Raw genomic sequence first — 2,579 nt, 5'->3', positions numbered from 1 at the left:
AGCGACATTCTCGACCTGTACACCGAGCTGCCGACCACGCAGCAGAGGGTCTTCAAGCAGACGCTGGCCAGGGTCGCGGCGAGCGTCCCTGAGAAGTGGCAGGCCCAGGTAACGAAGTACGACCTGCGCATCGACATTCCGAAGACGGCCCCGGAGAAGACTCCGGCGCAGGCGAAGCCCGACCTGTCGCTGCGGCTTGCGCGGGCGCGGAAGAATGCGGCGGCAGCGAGAAGGCGCCTTCTGTATGGCCGGTTCCTGTCACGGGCGGTGAACGAGACGGGACTGGACCCGGTGATGAGCGTGACCGTGCCGCTGTTCAATCACGGGCTGGAGTTGTTCCGGATACTCTACAGGACGCGGAAAGCGAAACCGGGAAGAAGGGAGAAGCTCCTGGCTGAGTCGCGGGTCACGTTCGAGCAGGCGAGCGGGTTTGCGCCGGATGCCATCCGGAAACTTGAAGACGGCGTGCGCCGGGAGTTTGCGCGGCTGGAGATGGCGGGAGACCTGGACTGGCTGCCGGACCTGAGCCTCGATGAGTACGAGGCCAGCCTGCTCAAGCCGGGGCGCAAACAGAACCTGCGGGAAGAGCAGCGCCGCGAGCTCGCCCGCAGGATTGATGAGTGGCAGGCGGCGCGCAATGCGGCAGTTGAGAAGGTCTGGCAGGAGGTGCAGTTGGTGCTTGGGGAGGCGAGTGTGCCCAAGGAACGGAGGGCGGTCTATCGCGGTCTGGTTGGTGTGTGCTGCACTGCGGCGTTGAAGAATGAGCCCGGCAGCGCGGGGGAGAAGCGGCAGCTTGACGAGTACATCCTTGAACCGCAGTGGATTCGTGTTGGGTTGGACACCGCGCTGGCTAGGAAGCTGGCGAGCGGCATGCTGCCGCGCTTCCGCGAACTGGCGAAGACATTCCCTCCTGACCCGCGGCCGAAGCGGTAGCCCGGAGTTCAGAAAGACACTCCGCGCAATCGTGCGCAGGAGAATGGGGTCTCTCTTTCGGAGCGGAAGGACTGGGTAAGACGCTGTTTTCCCCGGCGGAAAGCAGTGCCAGTGTCGTGCGCTCCCTGACGAGGAGAGGCAGAGCAACGCGATGGTGGGAGGGAGTGGTGCACCTGTCACCCCGTCGGGGTGGAAGCTGTCCTTCGGACTAGCTGCTGGTTCCCGCCCGCAGACCGGATGCGCAAGCCCGGTCAATTGAACGCATGACGCCGGACTTTGACCAATGTCGAATCCAACTATAATACGTGCGTGGAATCTGCCTGCAGCGTCAAAGGCCTGACCCGCAACTACGGGGGCCTGAGGGCGCTCGCGGGCATCTCGTTCGACATCAAGCCGGGTGAGGTGTTCGGCCTTATCGGGCCGAACGGATCAGGCAAGACCACGACACTCCGTATCGTCTCGACCCTGCTCAGGCCGACGTCGGGCACGGTGAGTGTGTTTGGCTTCGACGTGGCCGAGAAGCCGGGCGACGTGCGGCGGCTGTTGAGCTATCTGCCTGAGGACGCCGGCGCCTACAAGAACCTCTCCGGGCTCGACTACCTGCGGTTCATGGCCACCTTCTACACCGAGGACAACCGCGACCGGGACGCGATGGTCGAGCGGGGAATGGAACTCGCCGACCTGGGCCAGCGGATCAAGAACCGGGTCAAGACCTATTCCAAGGGCATGGCGCGGAAGCTCTTGCTGGCCCGGGCCCTGATGACGAAGCCCAGGCTCGCGATTCTGGATGAGCCGACCTCGGGTCTGGACGTGTCGAATTCGATGGGTATCCGCAAGCGGGTGCGGGAATACGCGCGCCAGGGGACAACCGTGCTGCTCTCGTCGCACAACATGCTCGAGGTCGAGTTCCTGTCCGACCGGGTCGCGCTCATCAAGCAGGGCGAGATCATCGAGACCGGCGCTCCGGAGGAGTTGAAGCAGAAGCACGGGTGCCGGAACCTGGAAGAGGTGTTCCTGAAGATGGAGCATCTGTAGAATGACGAATTCCCAACTACTAATCCCTAACGAATGTCCAATGGGCGGAGGCTTCCATGCGGGCATTCCGGCATTGGTCATTTCACACGTTTGGTCATTGACTAGTGATTGGCAATTAGGAATTAGGAATTCTCTCTGATGCGCGTAATCACCAACATCATCGTCAAGGAAGCGCGGGAGCTGCTTACTCTGCAGATGCTCGCGCCGTTCGTGGCGATAATGGTGGTCTTCGTGTTCATCGGCCGGGCAATCAGGGGCGAGCGGGCAAAGTCGTCGCAGCCTCAGTCGGTCATCGTTGCCGACAATGACCGGACGGCCCTGTCGGAGAGCGTGCTCGTTGCGCTCCAGAGCGAGCGGACGACAGTCATCCCGGCAGAGGGGAACCTCGACGAGTTGCTCGATCTGGCAAGGGCCGCCGGGGTCACGTGGGTCGTGGTGGTGCCGGAGAGCCTTGAGCAGCGAGTTCAGGCGTTCGAGACCGCGGACATTCAGGTCTACAACATCGTGACCGGTTTTTCGATCACGCAGATGGAGAAGAGCATCAAGCTCAAGTATCTCTTCGACAGGGCGAACGAGCGGCTCGCGCAGGCCTATCTTGCCCGGGCCTATCC

General features: G+C 62.5%; 2 protein-coding genes. Both read left to right on the top strand.

Annotated features, from left to right (window positions below; translation table 11 throughout):
• The first annotated feature begins 1,242 nt into the window (after nucleotides 1-1,242).
• Nucleotides 1,243-1,968 (top strand): ABC transporter ATP-binding protein, encoded by a 726-nt coding sequence (locus FJY68_14180; protein ID MBM3332970.1) that lies wholly within the window; start codon nucleotides 1,243-1,245, stop codon nucleotides 1,966-1,968.
• A gap of 138 nt (nucleotides 1,969-2,106) precedes the next feature.
• Nucleotides 2,107-2,579, top strand: a 473-nt coding sequence (locus tag FJY68_14175) for a hypothetical protein (protein ID MBM3332969.1), incomplete at its 3' end; no start/stop codon positions are given.

This window comes from candidate division WOR-3 bacterium, from assembly GCA_016867815.1.
Lineage (GTDB): Bacteria > Hydrothermota > Tepidihabitantia > Tepidihabitantales > Tepidihabitantaceae > UBA2258.
This window is presented reverse-complemented; position numbering and strand designations above follow the sequence as displayed.